Origin of the sequence: Arthrobacter cheniae (assembly GCF_003602275.1) — a bacterium.
In the GTDB taxonomy this organism is placed as follows: domain Bacteria; phylum Actinomycetota; class Actinomycetes; order Actinomycetales; family Micrococcaceae; genus Arthrobacter_D; species Arthrobacter_D cheniae.
Map to the genome: position 1 here is coordinate 32296 of NZ_QZVT01000010.1, position 20588 is coordinate 52883.

18 protein-coding genes and 2 pseudogenes are annotated in these 20588 nt (G+C 61.7%); 11 read left to right on the top strand and 9 right to left on the bottom strand.

Translation table 11 applies throughout. The annotated features are described in order from the left end of the window. Window positions 1-322: 322 nt before the first annotated feature. Together D6T63_RS15720 and D6T63_RS15725 are read left to right on the top strand one after the other, a co-directional pair. On the top strand, window positions 323-1021 hold the full coding sequence (locus D6T63_RS15720) for a DsbA family protein (RefSeq protein ID WP_235830789.1): 699 nt from the start codon (window positions 323-325) through the stop codon (window positions 1019-1021). Further along, window positions 1021-1905: a cytochrome c biogenesis CcdA family protein gene (locus D6T63_RS15725; RefSeq protein ID WP_120150007.1), complete on the top strand. Its 885-nt coding sequence runs from the start codon at window positions 1021-1023 to the stop codon at window positions 1903-1905. The genes D6T63_RS15720 and D6T63_RS15725 overlap by 1 nt, the downstream gene beginning before the upstream one ends. A 596-nt stretch (window positions 1906-2501) precedes the next feature. Here D6T63_RS15725 and D6T63_RS15735 read toward each other — a convergent pair. The 4 genes from D6T63_RS15735 to D6T63_RS15750 form a co-directional block, all read right to left on the bottom strand. Beyond that, window positions 2502-3263: a GntR family transcriptional regulator gene (locus D6T63_RS15735; protein ID WP_235830790.1), complete on the bottom strand. Its 762-nt coding sequence runs from the start codon at window positions 3261-3263 to the stop codon at window positions 2502-2504. Window positions 3264-4494: 1231 nt separating this feature from the next. Continuing rightward, window positions 4495-4989 (bottom strand): hypothetical protein, encoded by a 495-nt coding sequence (locus tag D6T63_RS15740; RefSeq protein ID WP_120150008.1) that lies wholly within the window; start codon window positions 4987-4989, stop codon window positions 4495-4497. 120 nt (window positions 4990-5109) lie between these two features. Further along, window positions 5110-5517 carry a cytochrome c oxidase assembly protein gene (locus D6T63_RS15745; protein WP_235830791.1) on the bottom strand — a complete coding sequence of 136 codons (408 nt, stop codon included), beginning with the start codon at window positions 5515-5517 and terminating at the stop codon, window positions 5110-5112. Then, on the bottom strand, window positions 5469-5978 hold the full coding sequence (locus D6T63_RS15750) for a DUF2243 domain-containing protein (RefSeq protein ID WP_235830801.1): 510 nt from the start codon (window positions 5976-5978) through the stop codon (window positions 5469-5471). The genes D6T63_RS15745 and D6T63_RS15750 overlap by 49 nt, the downstream gene beginning before the upstream one ends. Window positions 5979-7094: 1116 nt before the next feature. Between D6T63_RS15750 and D6T63_RS15760 the strand changes: the two genes are divergently transcribed. After that, entirely contained in the window at window positions 7095-8516 is a 1422-nt protein-coding gene (locus D6T63_RS15760; protein ID WP_120150011.1) for an MBL fold metallo-hydrolase, read from the top strand. Between the two features lie 205 nt (window positions 8517-8721). Here D6T63_RS15760 and D6T63_RS15765 read toward each other — a convergent pair. Next, a pseudogene (locus D6T63_RS15765) lies at window positions 8722-8910 on the bottom strand (epoxyalkane--coenzyme M transferase); the annotation flags it as partial. A gap of 9 nt (window positions 8911-8919) precedes the next feature. On the opposite strand from D6T63_RS15765, the pseudogene D6T63_RS15770 reads away from it, so the two are divergent. The 6 genes and pseudogenes from D6T63_RS15770 to D6T63_RS19330 form a co-directional block, all read left to right on the top strand. Beyond that, a pseudogene (locus tag D6T63_RS15770) lies at window positions 8920-9609 on the top strand (epoxyalkane--coenzyme M transferase); the annotation flags it as partial. A gap of 758 nt (window positions 9610-10367) precedes the next feature. After that, window positions 10368-10730 carry a YidH family protein gene (locus tag D6T63_RS15775; protein ID WP_120150012.1) on the top strand — a complete coding sequence of 121 codons (363 nt, stop codon included), beginning with the start codon at window positions 10368-10370 and terminating at the stop codon, window positions 10728-10730. Then, a complete protein-coding gene (locus D6T63_RS15780) occupies window positions 10727-11083 on the top strand; it encodes a DUF202 domain-containing protein (protein WP_235830792.1) in 357 nt (118 codons plus the stop codon). The genes D6T63_RS15775 and D6T63_RS15780 overlap by 4 nt, the downstream gene beginning before the upstream one ends. Window positions 11084-12145: 1062 nt before the next feature. Next, complete coding sequence (locus tag D6T63_RS15785) at window positions 12146-12922, top strand: CHRD domain-containing protein (RefSeq protein WP_120150013.1); 777 nt, start codon at window positions 12146-12148, stop codon at window positions 12920-12922. Window positions 12923-13307: 385 nt separating this feature from the next. After that, the gene (locus D6T63_RS19840) at window positions 13308-13754 is read left to right on the top strand and encodes a class F sortase (protein WP_235830793.1); all 447 of its coding nucleotides are present in this window, start codon (window positions 13308-13310) and stop codon (window positions 13752-13754) included. Window positions 13755-13798: 44 nt separating this feature from the next. Continuing rightward, window positions 13799-13963 carry a hypothetical protein gene (locus tag D6T63_RS19330; protein ID WP_182977050.1) on the top strand — a complete coding sequence of 55 codons (165 nt, stop codon included), beginning with the start codon at window positions 13799-13801 and terminating at the stop codon, window positions 13961-13963. Window positions 13964-15077: 1114 nt separating this feature from the next. Here the strand turns inward: D6T63_RS19330 and D6T63_RS15795 are convergent. Both D6T63_RS15795 and D6T63_RS15800 read right to left on the bottom strand, forming a co-directional pair. Continuing rightward, window positions 15078-15737, bottom strand: a complete 660-nt coding sequence (locus D6T63_RS15795) for a Crp/Fnr family transcriptional regulator (protein ID WP_235830794.1) — start codon at window positions 15735-15737, stop codon at window positions 15078-15080. Window positions 15738-15874: 137 nt separating this feature from the next. Continuing rightward, window positions 15875-16345: a hypothetical protein gene (locus D6T63_RS15800; RefSeq protein ID WP_235830795.1), complete on the bottom strand. Its 471-nt coding sequence runs from the start codon at window positions 16343-16345 to the stop codon at window positions 15875-15877. A gap of 243 nt (window positions 16346-16588) precedes the next feature. On the opposite strand from D6T63_RS15800, the gene D6T63_RS15805 reads away from it, so the two are divergent. Then, entirely contained in the window at window positions 16589-16960 is a 372-nt protein-coding gene (locus D6T63_RS15805; protein WP_120150016.1) for a hypothetical protein, read from the top strand. 509 nt (window positions 16961-17469) lie between these two features. Here D6T63_RS15805 and D6T63_RS15810 read toward each other — a convergent pair. Beyond that, window positions 17470-17826 (bottom strand): hypothetical protein, encoded by a 357-nt coding sequence (locus D6T63_RS15810; protein ID WP_147394401.1) that lies wholly within the window; start codon window positions 17824-17826, stop codon window positions 17470-17472. 688 nt (window positions 17827-18514) lie between these two features. Here D6T63_RS15810 and D6T63_RS19335 point away from each other — a divergent pair. Next, window positions 18515-18673 carry a hypothetical protein gene (locus D6T63_RS19335; protein ID WP_182977051.1) on the top strand — a complete coding sequence of 53 codons (159 nt, stop codon included), beginning with the start codon at window positions 18515-18517 and terminating at the stop codon, window positions 18671-18673. A 137-nt stretch (window positions 18674-18810) separates the two neighbouring features. Here D6T63_RS19335 and D6T63_RS15815 read toward each other — a convergent pair whose 3' ends face one another. After that, window positions 18811-19860, bottom strand: a complete 1050-nt coding sequence (locus D6T63_RS15815; protein ID WP_120150018.1) for a homocysteine S-methyltransferase family protein — start codon at window positions 19858-19860, stop codon at window positions 18811-18813. Window positions 19861-20588 lie beyond the last annotated feature (728 nt).

Consider the following 20588-nt stretch of genomic DNA (forward strand, 5'->3'; position numbering starts at 1 on the left):
CCCTCGCCGGCGGAACCAGCCCGAGATGGTGCTGGACGCGCCCGGGCTTCTCGACGAGGTGAATGAGTAGGAAGTCGATCACGAGGTGGCGCCTGCCCCCCCCCCCCCCCCCCCCCCCCCCCCCCCCCCCCCCCCCCCCCCCCCCCCCCCCCCCCCCCCCCCCCCCCCCCNACTCCCCGCCGGCCGACGAGGAGTATTCCTTCCACACACACCGCCCTCCGCCACCATCGGGGAAAAGGTGGACCGGTAGCTACCTCAGGAGCTTTTCATGTCATCAGCGCCACGTACGGGTTCTCGCCCGAGTCGCCGTACCCTGCTTACCGTGCTTGCCACACTCGCGGTAGCAACATTGGTGTTGTTCATTGGTTTCTTCATCACTGAGGACCAAGCGCCACAGGGGCAGGAAGGGTCGGCCGTGAGCGGTGTTCGGGAATCCGTTGGCCCCAGCAAGGTGGACCTTGATACATCCCGCCGAATAGACGGTGACGCGACAGCACTGGGGGCCGTTGATGCCCCGGTGGTGTTGGTTGAGTACGCCGATTACCGTTGCCCGTTCTGCGGGCTCTTCTCCCGGGACACGCTGCCACCCTTGGTCGACAAGTACGTCGACGAGGGCCAGGTAAGGATTGAGTGGCGGGATCTGCCGGTCTTTGGGGAGGAATCATTCCAGGCCGCGGTCGCAGGACGAGCAGCCGGGGAACAAGGCAAGTTCTGGGAATTCAATAAAGCAGTGTTCGCCGACGCCCCGGAAAGGGGTCATATCGCGCTTCCACCAGAGGAACTGGTTCGGATCGCAGAGAACGTCGGTGTGCCTGACATCAAACGGTTTACGGCTGATCTGAATTCGGAGGAACTGCAGCAGGCAGTGACAGCCGACGCAGAGGAAGCCGCTGCCCTGGGGGCGACAGGAACCCCAGCCTTCCTCATCAATGATGTGCCGCTCACCGGTGCGCAACCACTGGAAGTCTTCGAGGAAATCATCGATGCGGCGCTAGCCGAAGCCGAAGCCGAAGCCCAGTAATGATGATCGGTTACGCCGGTGCCTTCATCGGCGGGATCCTGACGTTACTTAGCCCCTGCTCGGCCCTCCTCCTTCCAGCCTTTTTCGCCTATGCATTCACGACGAAAACCCGCCTGATTGGACGAACGGTGCTGTTTTATGCGGGGTTGCTCTGCACCCTTGTCCCACTGGGCGTTTTTGCCGGAACGCTAGGATCGCTGGTCACCGCCGACCGTCCCGTCCTTATTGCAGTATCCGCCTCGGTGGTCATCGTGCTCGGTGTGGTGCAGATCCTTGGTTTGCGGGTGCCGGCGTTTATCCGCCCGAAGGCCCGAAGTGGTTCGACCGGCATGTCGGTCTTCATCCTTGGCATGGCCTACGGCGTGGCAGGAGCGTGCACCGGGCCCATCCTGGGCTCAATTCTGACGATCGCAGCAGCAGGAAGCAACGCAATGTACGGCGGTATTTTGCTAGCCGTCTACGCGCTGGGCATGGCCGTGCCGTTGTTCCTGCTCGCCTTGATCTGGGATCGCCTCGGCATTTCGGGCCGTCGCTGGCTTCGGCCCCGACCCCTAACCATCGGCTCGTGGAGCAATTCCGGGGTCATGGTGGTTTCCGGGCTCCTCTCCATAGGAATCGGGATCATGCTCCTTGTCACCGACGGCACGGCAGGCCTTGGCGGTATCCTCACCGTCACCGATCAGTTCCAACTGGAAGCCACCGTTCGTTCCCTGACATCACAGATTCCGAACACCGTAGTGGCCTTGGTGACGACGGCCGTCCTTATCGTTGCCGCCACCGTTTATCTTTTGAAGACTCAGAAACGTACCCGTGCCGACGATCCCACGATTACCCATGACCCAGGAACCCACACACCTCAGCAGGAGAAAGACGGGAACCGATGACGATGACGAGCACACCCAGAATTTCCTTAGCGGCAGCGTTGAGGCAGTGGCCGGGGCGGCGTTGGTTGGCCGTAGCGACAGGGACGGTTGGCGCCTACCTGCTGGTGGCGGTACCCACGGATCTGATTGACACCCCGTTCTTCTCCCGGGAAGTGCCCCCCACGTGGTGGTCATTTCCGGTACTGCTTGTATCCGCCGTTCTCACCGGCCTGGTGCTGGCCACCTATGTTGCCCCAATGCGGGCAGCTTCCGCTAGGACGCACGGCCGGTTCGGGGTGGCGGGTGCTGTCGTCACTTTCTTCGCCGTGGGCTGCCCTGTGTGCAACAAACTGGTCCTCCTGGCCCTCGGCACTTCCGGTGCGATGCAGTATTTTGAGCCGATCCAACCCTTACTTGCCGTCGTATCCGTCGGGCTTCTGGGATGGGCATTCCATCAACGAGCGACCTCCGAAGACCGCTGTCCCACGCGTCCGCCACAGAGCCCGATAGCCACTTCGGAATCAGGTGCGCTTTCCACCTTCACCCCACGCAGCCCTTTCGACGGATCGTGATACTAGTCTCGTGGCAAGAAGCTTCGGGTTTCAGCTCGTATCGGGCTACGCCTTGCATCCAAAGGAGGTCGAAATTTCAACGCGTTCACCCACCACGTAGCTGCGTCTGAACTCCAAGGACTGCGCCCGGTAGCAGCCAACCCTCTCTATCAGCAACAACGGAGCCCCGGCGCTACACGCCAGAAGACCAGCCTGTCCCTTATCTGCCACTACGGCCGAGAGGCTCTCCGTCCCCCCGTCCAGCACCATGCCGCAGCGTCGGTCCAGCTCGCCATACAGCGAGTTTTGGCTAAAGTCTGAGTCTTGCAGCGCGGAGGTGGTGTCTGCAGGGAGCCACACCTCATCAAGCCCGATGGGTTCTCCGTCCGCCAAACGAATGCGCGCGAGATGGAAAAGTTCAGCGGTCGCATCCATGGACAGCGCTGCCGCAACCGTCGAATTCTGAACAATATTCTGCTCCAGCACAATACTGCTGTGCGTCATTCCTGATTCCCGGATGGAGGCCAACAGACTGTAGAGCGGGCCGTACGCGGTGCTCTTGCCTGCGACCACCTTCGGCATTCTTCCCGGGTGCGCACTAACATGGCCGGCTTCACGCAACGGCCTCAATGCCGCCCGAATCGTCCCCCTACTCACCCCGTAACGCTGTGCTAGTTCCAGCTCACCCGGGAACCGTGCATCGAAGGTGCCGATGCGTATTTCGCGCAACAACTCGGCGCTGACGTTTTTCCACAACGGGCTGCCCGGGGACCTCTTGACCTCAAAGGCACCACTGGGAATTACCGGCACGTGCTCCTGAACGCTCATCTAACCTTTCACCGACAACCAATGCTCTAAAAAGGCTCCTACATACTAGAACCACGCCCTTCGTACTCAGCCCCGACGCTACTTCACCCCATCACCCCTGCGACGATGCTTACCAAATGTGCGATACGCCCATCTCGAGAAGATGACGACGCGGTGGCCGAGGCCCGGCCTTCATTGATACAGATTCTCTTTATCTCCACTGCTCTGCGCCGACGCAGCGCTGACAGTGGTGATGTTGACAGCTCCTACCGGTCCCGGCAATGGCCAGCAGTCTATCGGAGGCGCTGGCGTACGGGCCGCCGAAGGTCCAGAGGAAAAACGACCATGGTAAGGGATGGCTCCCTCAACCCGCGCCGGGTGAGACTGACACCTCGTTGAACCTTCTCCTCATCGAGAGCACCACGATGGACACCGGCATGGCAGCACCCTCGGGTGCACCTAACAGGGGGTTGCTTTTGCTCCGCTTCTCGCTGCGGATCGGCTGGCGTCCGCTGCGACAATGACACCACCTTTCGACCACTCGGTAAGGTCTGCTCCGGATGTTCGCAACGTCATGAAGCGGTGCTGCGGCAGGACGCCTGTGAGCTCACCGGTTCTACCCGCAGCACCGTGTAGTTGTGTGAACCCTGCCGGATTCAACCCAGAACATTCCATGATTTGTGGTGAAGGTCGCTCGGTCGTCAGCCCACACCAGAGGGATAGAACCGAGCGGGGCGCCAGGCCGGGTGTTGAGGACCTCAGAACAGCGATCCCGCCGTACGGTCGGACGTGGGAGTTCGCACCCGCCGGGCGCCGGAACACCGGGGTGCGATGACGGAGGGCGGTTTGATCATTCAGGTTTAGTCATGACCCGGCCCGCGGTTCTGGTCATGGACTGACAGGCGCTCAGCCGACGGGCCCGGAAATTGCCCCGGGGTTTCTGGCAAGGCGTCACGATCGTCGACTCCGGGGTAGCTCACTCGGTCACCCGGCAAGCCCAGGGACGGTTCTACCTCGGCCCTAGATTCTCCCTACCCCCCCCCTCCCGCATGCTCCATCTCTCAAGGAATGCAGGGCGAGTCATTATGGTGGGTTGCCTCTGACCGCTGGCAACGTGCGCCGGGTCTCTCATCGCGGAAACAGTGAGGGATCCGGCGGCGTTGTGGCCGTGATGAGGTTCAACCCCGATCAGCGGTCCAGCGCCGAAGTGCCGCGGCGGACGGGTAATACTTGCGGTACAGGCAGGGACGGGTCAGTGGCTGGTGCGGCCTGAAGTGGAGGCGAGTACCGGGGGTAGTACTCGATCCGCGATCATGCCGGTCACTACCGAGAACACCGCTTTGTGCAGGACGTCGACGGTTCGTTCGCTCGTGGGCCAGGTGGCTGACGGGGCGCTGGCGCCAGTGGCATTTTCGATGGTCTGGTCGAATCCGAGGCGTATCACGGTGTGCCAGGCATTGGCGTGGGTGCCGCGGAGACCGGTGACCGCCCACACACCCCGCAGCGCTCCAAGAGCCGCGCCGGTGCCGTAATGCATCAGGTGGTTCCACACGAGAGGTTTCGCGTCCTCACCCGGATGCTGGCCAAGCAAGGTCAACAGGGCACGGGCGGGCACGTAGGAGTTCGGGCGGCGGGTTATGGCTTGTTCGATCTTCTCGCCCACCACCATTACCGCCGCTCCGGCGAGTCCTGCAACTGCTCCGGTAGCGGCCGCTCCAGCAAGTCCGTGGAAGCGTGAGGTCGTCATAATTTCTTCTTCATTGTGTGTTTGTTGATCGGTTTACATGTCGGGTTAGCAGTCGGGTGGTGAGCCGGTTTGCGGTTTGCCGGTTCTCCGATGGTGCTCAGGCGATGGTCCGGGCACCTGCTACGGGCTCTCGCGCGGGCGGGTGCTGCGGTGCCAGCCGGCGAGCAGCAGGATGATCAGGGTGATGTCCACGACGTTACCGCCGAAGTACATCAGCTGCGCGCCGGTCTCAGCGTCGGCGGCCTCGACCCCGGTTGGCGGGTGGGCGTAGAGCCATCTGATCAGGACGGAGTGAGCGGTCATGAACACGACCAGCCCCGCCGACCGCACCACGATCGAGGCGCGGTGCCGGTTCGGGTCGGCCCCAATCAGGGAGGCGGTTAAGAAATAGCCGGCCACGAAAATATGGGTGTGCACCAGGGTGAGGGCAGCCACTACCTCGAACAACACCCACCCGGACACGGCAGTGTCGTGATGCTTTACGGGCCCTCCTGGCCCGCGCGCTGATGAGGAACATGAGTGCGCCACACAACGAACAGGCCGATCAGCAGGAGCATGACCGCCGAGCCCAGCCAGGCGATGTCATAGGGCAATAACTCCACGCCATAACGGATCTGGTGGATGCGCAGCACCTTGTGATTGATGACGCCGTCGAAGAGCTGGAAGAATCCGATCCCGGTGATCACCGCCCCGCTCCACCGCTTCCATACCACCTCGCTCCAGCGCCGGACATCAGCCAGCAGGAACAAACCCCAGATGGTGATGAACCACCCGAATGCATGGAAGAACCCGTCAGCAGTCAGCGCCACCTCGGTGGTAGACAGGTCATAGAAGTGGTGCCACTGCAAACCCAGATGAAAAACAAACAGGTCAATGATCGACGCCGCGATTCCGCAGCCGAAGAGGAACCCGGACAACACCGTGCGCCGCGCCACATTGATCTCCGGGTTCCTCCGACGATTGACTCCTGCTCCCTGACCTGCGCCCATTTCAGCAGCCGACATTTTCAGCAGTGGACATTGCAGAATCCCTCCGACTCACCGGCGTGATCGTCCCGCCGATTCGGTGACATTCTCAGACATGCTCAAAGATGGCCCCGCAATCACCCCTTTGAAGAAAGGGCTCAATGCCTGTGAGCTCAGTGCCTGTGGGCCCGGTGCGTGTCCTTGATATCTATCAGCGTCCGTGGTGGCCATCAACCGCAGTTCCAGGGCGGAAGCGACCTGCTCAGCCGACGGTGCCCCTCTACCTCCGGTGGGAGTCTGGTAGATCCTGCAGGCAAGTGCCTGTGCTGGAGCACCATCAGGAAAGAGATCACGTCCGTCCTCGAGCATCGTCGGGGATCCGGCGAATCCTGTCCCGTGAACGTCAGCCGGATCGCAAAGCGTCCGCACACCTACCTCGAGGGTGGGGCATCCCACCACCCGAAGGGCATCCTCGACGGCAGCCGCCGCGTCGGCAGTGTTCGGACAACCCTCGATCGCCAGAATCTCTATTCGCATACTCCAGTGTCAGGGATGATCCGAAGGGCTGTCCTGTCCTACTGAACATTGGGGCACCTGTCGACAAACATACCCCCGGGGGTATAAGGTTAGGCGCGTGTACGAGTTGCCATCAAAGGAGTCATCATGTGTCGTGCTGTGATCTGTAAGACGTGCGGGAAGACGACATGGGCGGGCTGTGGACAGCATGTCGACCAGGTGCTCCGCGGGGTGCCCCGAGCACAACGATGCGCCGGACATGAAGCACCACCAGCGTCACTAAGCTTCCTGCAGCGGCTCTTCAAGCGGCGCTAGCTCAGCACGGAGCCACCCACTGCCCGCAAACCCGTGCCCGGTCCGTTCCTACTTAGTGCTTTCCCCAGCGCTGCCACCGCACAGGCCGGCCTCCTTCCGACCAGGTGCGTACCCGGATTTGTCCTGCTCCGGGTCCGGGCACGCACCCCCTCTTTTTGTAGGATCACGCACGGGTCGGCGGTCGCACCACCTGCCTTGCATGCATACCCCATGGGGTATTACGATGGAGACCAAAAGATACCCCCTAGGGTATTAGAAGTAGTTTCCTGTGGGGTGTCAGATCCCCGAATCGATGAAGGAGAACACCAGATGCTGATTGAGCGTATTTACGACGAGGACCTCGCCCAGGCCAGTTACCTGATCGGCTGCCAGGCCAACGGGACGGCGGTCGTAGTCGATAGCCGACGTGACATCGCTGTTTACCAGGACCTCGCCGCGAAGAACAACATGAGAATCGTGGCCGTCACCGAAACCCACATCCACGCCGACTACCTCTCCGGCACCCGGGAACTGGCTGCGGCGACCGGGGCTGAGATGTACGTCTCCGGCGAAGGCGGACCGGACTGGCAGTACGCCTTCGACGCCACGCGCCTTTTCGACGGGGACGCGATCACCGTCGGCAATATCAGCATCCAGGCTGCCCACACCCCGGGACACACACCCGAACACCTGTCCTTCCTCGTTACCGACGGCGCGTTCAGCGATAAGCCCGGCTACCTGCTCTCGGGTGACTTCGTGTTCTCCGGTGACCTCGGCCGCCCGGATCTCCTCGATGAAGCCGCAGGCGGCGTTGATACCCGCTTCGAGGGTGCGAAGCAGCTGTTCAAGAGCCTGCAGGAGAAGTTCCTGACCCTGCCCGATCACGTTCAGGTCCACCCCGCCCACGGTGCCGGCAGCGCCTGCGGCAAAGCCCTCGGTGCGATCCCGTCCTCGACCGTGGGTTACGAACGGCTTTACTCCTGGTGGGGCCCGTATCTGGCGGCGAACGACGAGCAGGGCTTCATCGACGAGCTCCTCGACGGACAGCCCGACGCGCACGCCTACTTCGGCCGGATGAAGCGCGAGAACCGCGACGGCCCCGCCATCATGGGAGAGCGTGCGCCCCTGACCGAACTCGGGCAGGACGAGGTGGTCAGGGGTCTCGCCGCAGACACGCTGACGTTCATCGACACCCGCACAGCGAACGAGGTCCACGCCGGGACCGTGGAGAAGTCCTTGAACATCCCCGCAGGCGCCGCGATCGCGACCTATGGGGCGTGGGTTGTGAACCCGGAGACGGACAAGAACCCGCTGGTCCTGCTCGCCACCGGACAAGACCAGGCACAGGAGATCTGGGACCACCTCGTCAGGGTCGGCATCGATCGGGTCGCCGGGTACGTCACCAGCATCGACGGGCTCCCCACCACCACGCCCGCCCTCATCCAACCCGCCGACCTCGTAAACGTCGACGCGGCGATGATCCTCGACGTCCGGAACCGTACCGAGCACACCAGCGGGCATGTTCCTAGAGCGCACCAGCTCAACGGCGGCCGGGTCATGTGGCACCTCGACGAACTCCCCACCGACGGAACCATTGTTAGCTACTGCCAGAGCGGGCTCCGCAATTCCGTCGCTGCCAGTGCCCTCCGCCGGGCAGGCTACGACGTCGTTGAACTCGACGGCAGCTACACCGCCTGGAGCGCCTACCAGCAAACACAGGCACAGGCACAGGAGAACGTGCTCACCAGCTGACCGGCGGCCCCTGCCACTGACAGCCGGGGCCACTTACGGTTGACGCAGCCACCTGAAGCCGGCACTCCTTATAACCAACGGGACGAGACATCATCGATGTGTCGTCCCGTTGGTGTTTCCCCTACTTGTCCTTTGTCTTGTCCTTCGCCTTGCCCTCCGTCTTGCTCTGTACGGGCGGCCAGACCACCGTGGCGGAGCGGGCGAAAAGCCTGTTCGACGCGATCCTCGCGCCGCGGCCCAAGGTCTCGAGCTTCGCGGCAGCGATCTGCGGGTGGATTCTTCCGCCCAACCCGCAGTCCGTGCCCGCGACGACGTTCTCACGGCCCACCAGGCGTGCGAAGCGCTCGATGCGCTGGGACACCAGTTCCGGATGCTCGACGACGTTGGTCGCGTGTTAGACGACACCGCAGCGGTGGTGGACCTCGTTCAGCGTCAGAAGGACCTGGGAATCACCATCCCGGGTGACGGTGAGTACGGCAAGGCGATGTCGAACGCCGAGGATTACGGGGCGTGGTGGACCTACAGCTTCCAGCGCACGGCGGGTCTGGAACTGACGGATTTCGACCCGATCCTCGCCGAACCCGTCCGCAGCGAACCCGGCGCTATCAGATTGACCTCGTTCGCCGACCGGCGTGACTGGACCCGCTTCGCCTCCGCCTACCAGGATCCCGAGAGCGGAATCCAGATCGGCAGGAACGCTACGGCCTTCCCCTCTGCGACGGGTCCGATCTCCTATACCGGGCAGGCCGCGCTGGACAGCGACATCGCGAACCTCAAAGCGGGCCTGGAGACTGCGAACATTCCGACCGGGTTCATCACGGCCCTCTCGCCCGGGTCCGCAAGCAGGATCGGCAACGATTACTACGCCAGCGAGGAGGAATTCATCTATGCGTGGGCCGATGTGTTGCGCGAGGAATACCGTGCCATCGTCGACGCAGGGCTGATCGTCCAGATCGACGACCCGTCCATCGCCGAGAACTGGGACCAGATCAATCCGGAACCCAGCATCGAGGACTACCAGCGATTCACGCAGATCCGGGTCGACGCCCTGAACTACGCCCTCGAAGGGCTGCCCGAGGACCAAATCAGGTTCCAGGACATCAGCCTTCCCGCCGGGAAGGTACTGGTTCCCGAGAAGCCCGTCAAATTCGGGCCCGCGTTCCAGGGTGAAGCCGTCCTTGGAGAATGTCCTGGCCGCGTTCGCTGCAATGAGTTCCGGTGTGCGGGGCAAGGAACCCGCGTGGCTGGTGTGGATGCGATCGAGTGTCATGATGCTGTTCCCTTCCATCGGTCCTGCCATTAGCACCCTTTCGGACAGGGGGTCCGGGGGAAGCTGCAGCGTCATGAAGGCAGGTCTCTCAGCTGCTCTGGATGGTGTGGCTTCGGGCTCTAAATCCACCGGTGACGTAAGGCACGCCCCCTCCACGGCCAGAGGCCGAGCACCAATCGGAGGGGCTGCCCACCATCATGGACGACTCAACCCTTCAGCTCAGAAATCCTGCTTATAACATGCCCGGAATTCGTCTGCCGGCGTTGAAGCACAGCCACCGGCACCTATCCACCGCGACCAGGGAGGAGACTTTCCGGGGTATCACCGCCAACAATTGGCTCTCCGCTGTGCGCTGACAAGGCTCCTTCCGCGCCAGTTCACCACCACCTACCTCCGTTACGAAGTGCGGCGCCAGGCTGCAAATCACCTCGGCCAGGGTGAGCTCCGCTATCAGCTCACCGTCCTGGGCCTCCCCTGATCAACTGGTCATCGGACAGCTTCAATAGATTGGGTGGTGTCACTCACCCCTGTGGCTCGCTCATAGGATTGGAGTGTGAGCCGAACTGTTGGGAAACATCTGCATGACTGATAAGCGATTCCCACGAAAGCTCTTCAGTGTTGGCGAAGACCCCGACCCCCGATTCACGCTGGCCAACGAGCGAACGTTCCTCGCCTGGATTCGTACAGCGCTGGCCCTGATTGCCGGAGGCGTGGCCCTTGAAGTCTTTGGACTCGGTCTCCACCCAGGATTCCGGTTAGCGGCGTCTTTCCTGCTGCTCACAGCCGGGGTTGCAGCCCCACTTCAGGCATGGTTCGGCTGGCGGGGTACCGAGCGGGCGCTGCGCCATGAACACTCTCTACCCAGCTCCATCACGGGGCTCATCATCACCGGCCTGATCTGCGCTGCCGGGGTGTGCGTCATCATCGGGACCGTGCTGGCGTGAGCCCTAACTTGAACGCAGGTTCGGAGCTCATCGATGTTGGTTTGCCATCGGAGCGAACAGCACTGGCTTGGAGGCGCACCGCACTGTCGGTGGCACTGGGTTCGCTGGTGGCCTTCCGGTTGCTCCCAGAGCTCCTCGGCAATCCGCTATGGGCCGGCGCAGGCTTGATGGGGGTTATCGGGGCGACACTGATGTGGGTTACGTCCGAACGGCGCTATCGTGCCTTTCACCGTGGTGAGGTTCCGATGCCGCATACGCCGTTCGGTGCTTGGCCGTTATTTATTCTTGCCGCTTGCGTCGCGCTGCTTGGCCTCGGCGCTCTCGCTCTCGCCATCAACCTTGCCTCTACGTAGGCGAAGACATCTAGTCAAGGATCAGGGATTGCCCGCGGATTAGCTGACTCCTTGACGTGCCTCAGGGATTGAATCCCGCAATGGTGCGAGTTTCGGGCCTCTGCTGGAGGCTGATCGATATGCCACGACTTTACCCACCGGCATTCCGCGCACGGGCAGTCGCTGGTCCGGTCGAAAAACCCGGCCGCCGCGTAGCCGCTGAGCTAGGCATCAGTGAGGGCGGCCTTCACAACTGGACCTGATCGTCTGTGGCGAGAGACTGGTGGCTGACCGACATAAGTCCCCAATGGAGAAACCCGCCAAAAGGGTCGCCACTCGGACAACCAAGGGTGAGCCTGAAAGCCCTTGTTCTGGTCATTCCGTGCTGAGCCCGCAAGAAGGACAACCTGTTCCGCCCCCATGGAAAAGATCGACAGGAGGGCGGTATCTAGTGAGGTAGGAAAGGAATCCCTCACCTGCGGCCGTAAGGGAAATGAAGAAACGTCGGCGAACATCGGAAGGGAGGCCCTTGGATGTTCGCCGACGCTCGGACCCGGCGGACCGGGTCAATCCTCATCGCACATGAAGATAACACGACCCTACAGGCTAGACCTGTGAAATTCCTGGACAAGCACCCTGACAAAAAATCCGGGATCCTCTGTCGACACGCGGTCGGCGCCCGCATCATTACTCCAGCGGCATCTCGGTCAAGTACGCCACTGGAGCGTTCTGAAAGTCCCGGCCTCGGTTCCGGTGTTCCTGTCACGGTGCGCCTATCACGGTTGTGGCTTCATGATTAGCCATGGTCGACACCCCATGCAGGCGCGCGGAAAGCGTACGCGCGGCGCTGAATCAACCTTTTTCACCGTCTACCCCTGATCATTCTCCTAACTAGGCTTTCTATTGTGCGCCGGGGGTGCTTATGGTGAGCCGGTAGGAGGAAGGCACAACGACGCACCGGAACATTCTGGTAGGTATTGGTTTTCTGGGGGAGCCATCCGCGCAACGTAGTGCTCCGAATCACAGTCAGTGCGCGTCCGGACCCGGACTCGTTCTCGCCGCACAGTGAAGGATATAAATTTCATGAACAAGGCAATGCGTTTCCTGGCAGTACCGACCCTCGCCCTTGGCGCCCTGGCCATGGCATCGTCGCCGGCCCTAGCAGCAGATGAGTCCTACTCCTCAACCTTGGGCCAGTTCAATGGCACCACTGGTTCCGGCAGCATCACCGTTGATGTCACCGGCGACAAGGCAAAGGTCAACCTGCAGGTCTCCGGCCTCGCTGAGACGTTCATGGATGCGCCGTACCCCCACGTCCAGCACATCCACGGCGGCGCGAAGGGCGAATGCCCGACCCCCGCTAATGACGCCAACGGCGACGGCATCGTCAGTACCACCGAAGGCTCTGGTTCCTACGGTGCAATCCAGACCACGCTGAGTACCTCCGGTGCAACCACCCCCGCTGAGGGCCTGAACCTCGCGCTCGGCGGCCAGGGCGGAAATTACACCATCGACCGTGAAATCACCCTCGACGCCGCAACCAAGGCCGCCCTCGAAGACGGCACCGCCGTCGTCGTCGTCCACGGCCTGGACCCCGCCACCGCCACCGGCACCGAAGAAGCCTTCAACTCCCCCAGCGACCTAGATCCCAAGCTCCCTCTCGGCGCCACCTCGCCCGCACTGTGCGGACCCCTCGTGGCATCCCAGATGGGTGCCATGCCTAACGGTGGCGCCGACACCGGTGTCGCCCAGGAAACCGGATCCAACACCGGCATGATCGCCCTCGGTGGCGGCCTGGTCCTGGCAGCAGCAGCCGGCGGAACCTACATGGTCCGCCGCCGCGTAGCAGACAACGCATAACCAACCAGCACCAACCCATCCGCACCGTAACGGATAACAGCACGAAACAGCAGTCCTGGCGGAATCAGCAGCATGAACTGATCGGACCACGGAAAGAAATTTGATGATCAGCTCACCCAGCGACCGCCGCAAACACCACCTGGTGTCTGCGGCGGTCGCTCTGTTACTCCTCACCGGCTGCTCAACGTCGGCCGACACGAACACCGGCAATGACACTGGTACTGGTACTTCGGCTGCACCCTCGGCAACACAGTCATCAGCAGCCGACCCCTCAACCGCGGCAACACCGCCAGCAGCGAACACCGCCCCAACACCAGCCCCGGTGCCGGTGCAGGGAACAGCTTCCGCACCGGAACAGCCGGCAGTCCTGCCAGCGTCAGCGCCTGTGTCCTTCTCCATTCCCTCGATTGGCGCCCAATCGGAGCTTCTGAGTACGGGGTTGCGGGACAACCGATCCCTGGAAGTTCCCCCGGACGGGCCAGGCGCACCCGCGAGCTGGTACGACCAGTCACCCACCCCCGGAGAACGCGGACCCGCTGTCCTCCTCGGACACGTCAACGCCACCGACGGCGGACCCGGCATCTTCGCCGACCTCCGTGACCTCACCACCGGCGACACCATCGAAGTGCTGCGCGACGACGGCAGTACCGCAACGTTCACCTTTGACCGCGGCGAGCAATACCCCAAAAACGAGTTCCCCACCCAAACCGTGTACGGCAACACCACAGGATCCGAACTACGCCTCATCACCTGCGACGGATACGACCCCGACACCGGCGAATTCGACGACAACTACGTCATCTACGCCACACTCATCACCCAACCAGACTAGCCACCTGGCAGTGGCCAACCTGCTCGTCCAACAGGATCCGGGCCATGCGCCTTTACACAGCATGGTCCATCTCGCTTACGATCCTGGCAGTGGCACCAAGCTTCTTCCTCGGACTAGCACTAGCCATCGCAGGAACCATCGACCCCATGTACCCTGCGATGATCTTGGTCGGCCCCGACGCCAGCGTCCGCCCCGACGCCCACAGCTAATCTGGCTGACACGGGAGCCATGAACAGGGGAATTAACGAATTGACTCTCCTTGCTCTGGGTGGAAAATTCGTCTTGCTGGCCGCAGCGGATGGAACCTACACCGTGCGCCGCCAGAACTACACCAGCCAACATGCCCGACAGCCCAGCCACTGTTCGCAAACTGATCATCCTGGGAAGACTCACCATGAAGGTACGTTACGGAGTATCTGCTCTGATGCTCGCCGCGGTCCTTACCAGCACCACTGCGTACGAGTCTGCTGCTGAACTCAGCACGTCAAAGGCGACCAGCGCGGCAAGCTAAGCCGCGGCATCGGAATCAGCGGAAGCCCCACCGCTGCCCCCGCTCCGGGGTCGGCTATAACGGAAGCAGCAACGGCGGAGGAGGCGATGATCACCGTCACGGACTTCGCTACTCGTACTGCTCACTTTGATCATGACTCTATTTAGTGTGACCGCCGCCTTGGCCGAGGCCAAGACCAGGCTGCGGTTACGGCGATACGAACCACGCACATTAAGCTGCTCCGGGCCGCGATCCGTTGAACCTTCGTCCCGACAGCGGTTCCGGCGACCAAAACCACTCACACACAGCCCCTCCCGGTAAGGCACTGGAAGGCGGTGGCGACCAAAGCGGACCCACGCGCGGCTGTCCAGCAGACACACGCAGCTGACACACCCAGCTGACAGGGCTGATGGTGGCCTTACCAGCGGCGAATCGTCAGTTCAGTTACACCTTCATGATTGGTCCGCCGGTGTGCCGCGTGGTTATCATCCACGTTGTCCACTACCAGTGCCATGGTTTCCCTGGTCCGGATATTGAAGGTCCCATAGTCGCCGATGACCTGGCTGAAGGGCCACCTATGGCTGGAGAACTTTGGGTGAGTAGGCCATCGAACCGTCAATGGTGAGGACTTTCCCGCGCTTCTGGCCGAGACTGCTGAGTTCATTGCGGCTTGCGGTGGGGTGTTTCGGCCGAATGGATGATAACGCGGGTTATAGGAATCCCTTTTGATGTTGGATCTAACGGAAAAACGGCAGATGGCAGCGAGTATCGCTGCGGAATGTGATCGTTTCCCGTCTTGCCGGAACAGGGCTGGTCAGTCGTAACAGGGTTGATTAGAAGGTAGTGCGGGAGGTCCTTCGAAGCCCCGCAGGGTCTTCGATGATGATGCGTCCCCTGCCCTGCCGGATCAGATTGCGGGTTGCGAAATCGGACATGGTCTTACTGGTTGCTTCGCGTGTTGCCCCCAGTAGTCCCGCGAGTTGCTCGTGGGTCAGTTTCACTGACTGGGATTGTGTAAACCTGCTGCGCGGGGCTGCCTCGGTGAGTTTAAGCAATGTCGCGGCCGTGCGTGCGGAGAGGGGACGCAAGGCCATGTCCGCCAGGCGTTCCTCGAGCCTGGCGACCTGCTCGCCCAGAAGACGCGAGATTTTGACCGCCATCCTGGGGTTGGAAAGGAAGTGTTCCTCGACGTCTGCGGCGCTGAGCTGGCACACGGTCGAGTCTTCGATGGCTTCGGCATAATTGTCATACATCTGCTGCCCCACCAGGAGCATCTCGCCGAACACGGCTCCCGGTTCCAGGATCGCGATGGTAAGGGCCTTGCCGTCTTCGGCTACCCGGAAAATGCGGATCCTGCCCGCTTTGAGGATAAACAGTGCGCTGACGGGTTGGGCCTGGCTGAAGACAAGTGCCCCGCTATGGAACAGCCGCGGCGGCGACGTCCGGTCAAGCGCGGCTATATCTTCGGTGGTCAGGTCAGCGAAAAGCTCCACAGCGTTCAGGCAACTGAAGGGCTCCCCTGTTTCAGCCAATATTTCGACCTCTTGTTCGTGCGGTGCCCACACTCTTGAAGGCCTCGTTGCCGCGGACAGGATCGTGGTAGAGCATGCGGCGTTCAACCCGGCAGCTGTCATCGACGGCGACGGATGATCATCGCTGCGACCAGTCCCAGAATAAGCCCATAGATCACATGACCCATCAACGAGGTGACGGAGGCCCCGTCAAGGGTGAACAGCGGCATCCCCATCATCGCTGGCATAATCAGCAGCGGCCCCAACACCCACCACAACGCGCCATAAAGGGCGCCCACAAAAGCACTTTTCATCAGGCTTCCCTGCAGCAGGGCAGCCCCGGGGATCGTTAGGGCGAGTCCAATCAGGATCGAGATGACCAGGTGGACGGCGAATCCGACGCCGGCTGATGTGAAACCGACCAAGGAAGCGATCATGGGCAGCATGCCCATCATCGCCATCAGGATCCCGAAGACGGCCCCACCGGCCAGTCCCCCGACAAGTCCGGCCATCGCCCGCACGGACATCGATGGAGCTCTACTATCCCGGGAAACGGTCGTCGCCGATGCTGGCTTGTGTTGTGCAGTCATGGGATTGCCTTCCTCGTCGCTGTACTCCACCGCTGATATCGATGACGGTAGGTCTGACTGGGGGATAGTTCTGCAATCTAGGACACACTTCGGCTGGCTGTGCCCCTTTAAAGTGGGTTCATGTCCACATCATTTGTCCTGACCCTCCTTGGAGTCGCCGCTGCCTTGCTAGTCCTTCGACTGGTGGTGCCCGGCTTGCCCGCCGCACGGGTCGTACGACGGTTGTCCCCCCTGGATCTTGGCTTGACGGTCGTGGGTGTGCTGGGGCTGATCCTGCACTGCGCTTCGATGTTCTTCCGCCCAGTGGTCGCCGCGATACCCGGCAGTGGCAGTGTGATCAGTCAGATCAATTCGATGGGAACGGCGAGCATGATCTGGTACACAGTCCCCGCCCTGCTGGTTTTGGTGGGATTGCGCCGCCAGCAATGGATCGCGCTTATCCTTTTGGCAGGATCACTGCTGGCGGTCGGCGTCACCATGTACAACGGCACTGTACTGTCTACTCATCTGGACACCATTTTCGCCGCCGGCGTGATGATCGCCGCCACGGTCTTCCTCCTCAGCGCACCGCCCTGGCAACGCGAACCGACCCCAGCCACCGCCGTTGCCCGGTAGCTAGCTGCACAGTTCCTCTATTGGGCTCGTCTAATGGACAACCGCCCATCCACACTGCCGCTGGCCGGTGGAAACCTATCACTTGCCCCAAATTGCACCGAGGTCTCCGACTATGTCGACGGTCAATGTCTCCGGTGTCCTATGAACTCCGACGGCCGTCCCCGCCACCGGCTTCCTGTCGCACCGCCAGAAAGCCGGGCCCCATCCACCAGCCGGGTTGCACAGGTACGCGACCGAGCACGGAGCGGTGGATACCGTTAGGCCAGCGCCCGGGCCAAGGCCACGCGCGGGTACCGCGACCATGCCCATCGGATCGCCTAATTCACGTCATCTCCGGGCTAGCCGCTAAGAATGTAGGCCACAGGTGCTCCTATCGGGTTTGTCAGACCGTTTAGCTGTTTTTCTTGAAGTCCCTCTGGATTGGGGGATATCGAGAGCCCGGCAACCTGTTCATCGGCGACTGCCACAGTAGCCCCAAGCATTACTCGACGCAGGTCACCGCGAACGAATCAGCGGACGTGGAAGCCCGCCTGGGTCACGGGGACCATTTCGACCCTGCCACCCCCACAGCTAGCTGCTCCGGGACCGATCTGGGGGAGCGAGAAATTCTGCACACCTTCTGTGTCGAGGGTGAAAGCTACCATCTTGCCGTCGAGGACAACGCCGGCGGCTGTCTCACCCTTGGTGATGGTTGCACTGACTTCTGTCTGGCCGTCATTGAACTCCAGGCATGTGACCCGGGCTGTGAATTGGGATAGCCCCGACGGGCTGTGATGTGTGAAGGACAGGCGTCCGGCGGCCACACCGTCGCTGCCGAGTTTGCCTTCAACCGACAGCCTACGCTGGTCATCCGGCAGAGAACTCACGGCTGCCCCATTAATGCGATGGACCTCATGGGCACTGGCGCTGGAACTGGTGCGGGGGGCGCCTTCCGCGTCTGCAAAAGCCGGACTCGGAGCGAGCAACGCCAAGACGGCGATGCTCATTGGGGCGAGTAAGGTTCGTAGCCGCACGATAGTCTCCTGAATGAAGTGGATGACGCATGAGCCGCCCACCCTACACACGCATCGGGTCGAGGTTCTGTAATCCAGCACACTGACGCCGATCTACCCTTACCCCTTCCTCTATCGGCTGATCGCTACCCGGGTGTCATTTTCAGAGTTCGTCTGCACAAATTTCAGTACTCGCCTGCAAAGCCCTTTCGTGTCGCAGGAATGGAAGCGATCTGTGGGACGGTGCAGCCGCTTTAACCTCGGCCTCGCCGACGATCGGCTGCGCTGCCGAGGGCGGGATCATCACAGAAGTTGCCTCCGCGCTATCCCAGGCGCCCTCCGACATGGTCAATATGCCGGACCTCCCAAGGCGTACAGATTTCCGCGTTCACCCCGCTACTCCTTATTGTGCAGAGGAGTAATAAGCGAAAACGACATTTGTGCAGAGGAGTACGGAAAGATTAGTGCTCAACACTCGGCTGCACGCCGAGAACCCGCGGCTCATTGTGCAGATATGTACTGAAAATAACACCAGTGTCAGTTTCCGAAGTCGACTCCACAAATGTCAGAAACCGGCAGCATTGGCCCCGCAGCCATCACTGCCGCGGTGGCCGGGCATTTCCTGGGTAGCTGGTGTGGCCGATTCTGGCTCAGGGCGGGTATCGAAGGCCGCGCGGTGGAACCTCATCTCGATCTCGTGATCAGCCACCCCGTACTCTGATGGGGAAATGCGGGTCGGACTCCGGGTGTCGTATTGGTATCTGCTACCCGACCCCGCTGGTGCAGGCGGAGGCGCCGAGGTACGGGTGCCGCTGATCGGGAACTGCACCTCGGTGCCGGCCTGCGGCCCACCCCTTTTCAGGCGCGGTCGCCCAGCTCCACTATGTGCGCGGGGAGACGCTCGTTGCTGCCATACATAAAGTGGTTCTCCATTCGCTCGGAGAATCGGCTTGCTTTGGTCACCCGCCCCGCAGCTTCGGCGACCTCACGAACGAGCATCGGAGAGGCCCCGCAGCATACGCCGAGGTAGCGGACACCGAGTTCGAGAGCCTCTTCGGCGAAACGCCTGATTTCGTACCGGTTGGTGGCGAGCGGGTCCAGCGCAGTCGGGAACGTCCGCTGATGCGGAGAGGCCACACGTGAGCGCGGATCGCTGAGGTTGAAAAAGGTCGGCTCGGCGTTCGTCGTCCGATACGGTACCGGGAGCGCAGCTACGTAGCACGAGACCGCCTCACGGATCTGCCTCACCCACGGCATCATCGTCTCTGGACCCCGGAAGCAGTTCATGCCCACCACATCGGCTCCGGCCTGCTCGAGGCGCTGTGCGGTCTCCACCACGCCGATTCCGTCCGCCATCTCCTCGAAGGCCATCGGAGCCAGAGTGATGACGACCGGGAGCCCGGACTTCTGTGCCTCTTCGAGGGCGGCGAGTGCTTCGCCGGCGTAATAGAAGGTCTCCCCGACGATGAGGTCGGCTCCTTCGTCGACCGCCCACCCCACCATCTCCTCGAACATCGCCCGCACCTTCGACTGGCTGCCAGTGTCGGACGGATCCCAGATGTTGGTGTTCGAGATGTTTCCCGCCATTAGGTCCCCGGGACGGGCATCGGCAACCTCTCGGGCGATCCGCAGAGCGGATCGATTTAGCGGTTCGAGCAGGTCCTCTTTGCCGATGACTCGCATCTTCTCGCGGTGTCCGTTGTAGGTGAATGCCTCGACGATGTCCGATCCAGCGCGTTGGAAGTCGACATGCAGTGCGCGCAGAGCTTCCGGGTACTCCAGCGCGACCTCGGGAACGAACTCGCCCGCGCTGAGGTATCCCCTGCGCTCCAGTTCGAACAGGAAGCCCTCTGCGCAGATGACAGGACCTGCTGCCAAACGCTCGGTCAGGGTGGGTGTAGTAGCCATGCGGCCTCCTCGAATTTCGACTGATGTAAGAGTAAACAATCCCGTGCAGTCGTCTACCAGCCCCGGAGTCGTGCAGTGAAACGGGAACATACGCACCTTACCCAGGCTGTGGGCTGCGGGTAGCCTTCCGCTGGCACATTCCGTTACGGACCACCGTTTCATAAAACCCCCGGGAAGCCCCAGCCTGTGAGTGAGCGCAAGAGACTTGCTGCTGCGATCTCGTTGTCCTGCTAACGACCGCCTACGGGACATCCTTGGCGGCGGCGCACGAAACGGCACATCGTGTCTCATCGCTCGTGTCCAAAAGCTATGTACTGCAACCTCTGTTCACGGCACGATGTCGTGTCAACTTCGATCACCACTGGTGCCCGGTGTTTCCGAAATTTGAAGCTTCCTAGGACGTCCCGAGGTCGAGTATCAGTACCCCCGGAATCATAGGGCGGACCATGTTTCGCAAACTCGTCTCATCTGTGTCTTTGAGCGCGGCATAGCGAACACGCCTCCTGACCACCTGTGCACGGCACAAGCTCCCCCACGCTTCGCTGCTTGTCCCGCACACAGCTAGCTAGACAGCAGGAACCAAGGTCCCGGCTGCACACCCCACCGACGTTACCGACACGGTGAAGCTGGTGCTGAGGCTTTATGAGTCGGGAGGACTTGGTAAATCCTTCATCTGATGGATCAGCTCGACGTCGTTGACGGCTGGTCCTCCGGAGAGTCTGAACCGC

What these genes read in the sequence shown, in the direction of transcription:
- D6T63_RS15800 (WP_235830795.1), bottom strand. Translation starts at nt 16,345, where the DNA reads ATGACTGCACAACACAAGCCAGCATCGGCGACGACCGTTTCCCGGGAT.
- D6T63_RS19330 (WP_182977050.1), top strand. Translation starts at nt 13,799, where the DNA reads ATGCGCCTTTACACAGCATGGTCCATCTCGCTTACGATCCTGGCAGTG.
- D6T63_RS15735 (WP_235830790.1), bottom strand. Translation starts at nt 3,263, where the DNA reads ATGAGCGTTCAGGAGCACGTGCCGGTAATTCCCAGTGGTGCCTTTGAG.
- D6T63_RS15740 (WP_120150008.1), bottom strand. Translation starts at nt 4,989, where the DNA reads ATGACGACCTCACGCTTCCACGGACTTGCTGGAGCGGCCGCTACCGGA.
- D6T63_RS15775 (WP_120150012.1), top strand. Translation starts at nt 10,368, where the DNA reads ATGACTGATAAGCGATTCCCACGAAAGCTCTTCAGTGTTGGCGAAGAC.
- D6T63_RS15815 (WP_120150018.1), bottom strand. Translation starts at nt 19,860, where the DNA reads ATGGCTACTACACCCACCCTGACCGAGCGTTTGGCAGCAGGTCCTGTC.
- D6T63_RS15750 (WP_235830801.1), bottom strand. Translation starts at nt 5,978, where the DNA reads ATGGGCGCAGGTCAGGGAGCAGGAGTCAATCGTCGGAGGAACCCGGAG.
- D6T63_RS19335 (WP_182977051.1), top strand. Translation starts at nt 18,515, where the DNA reads ATGTCAGAAACCGGCAGCATTGGCCCCGCAGCCATCACTGCCGCGGTG.
- D6T63_RS15785 (WP_120150013.1), top strand. Translation starts at nt 12,146, where the DNA reads ATGAACAAGGCAATGCGTTTCCTGGCAGTACCGACCCTCGCCCTTGGC.
- D6T63_RS15760 (WP_120150011.1), top strand. Translation starts at nt 7,095, where the DNA reads ATGCTGATTGAGCGTATTTACGACGAGGACCTCGCCCAGGCCAGTTAC.
- D6T63_RS15725 (WP_120150007.1), top strand. Translation starts at nt 1,021, where the DNA reads ATGATGATCGGTTACGCCGGTGCCTTCATCGGCGGGATCCTGACGTTA.